1 pseudogene is annotated in these 233 nt (G+C 39.5%); it reads left to right on the top strand.

Going from position 1 to position 233, the window contains the following annotated elements:
• Positions 1-233 (top strand): annotated as a pseudogene (locus tag AAEY79_RS16490) (anthranilate synthase component I family protein); the annotation flags it as partial.

Here is a 233-nt window from a genome sequence, read left to right as displayed (position 1 = left end):
ATGAGTTATCAGGTACGAATAACTTTCAAGAACTTGGAAATTCTTTAGCACCTCTTGTATTAACACCCAAATGGCAAAAAAGCGATTACCAGCGTGCATTTGCTAAAACGCAGTGCTACTTGGTGCAAGGAGATTGTTACCAGATTAATTTAACCCAAGCATGGCAAGGTAGCTTGAACAGCTTTAAACATAACGGTAATGCAGTAACCAACTTGATTGATTATGTGCCTGCC

The organism is Psychrobacter sp. GW64-MNA-CIBAN-0177, from assembly GCF_040309585.1.
Lineage (GTDB): Bacteria > Pseudomonadota > Gammaproteobacteria > Pseudomonadales > Moraxellaceae > Psychrobacter > Psychrobacter okhotskensis.
Note: the sequence above shows the minus strand (reverse complement) of the source record. Positions and strands in the feature narration are given on the sequence as shown.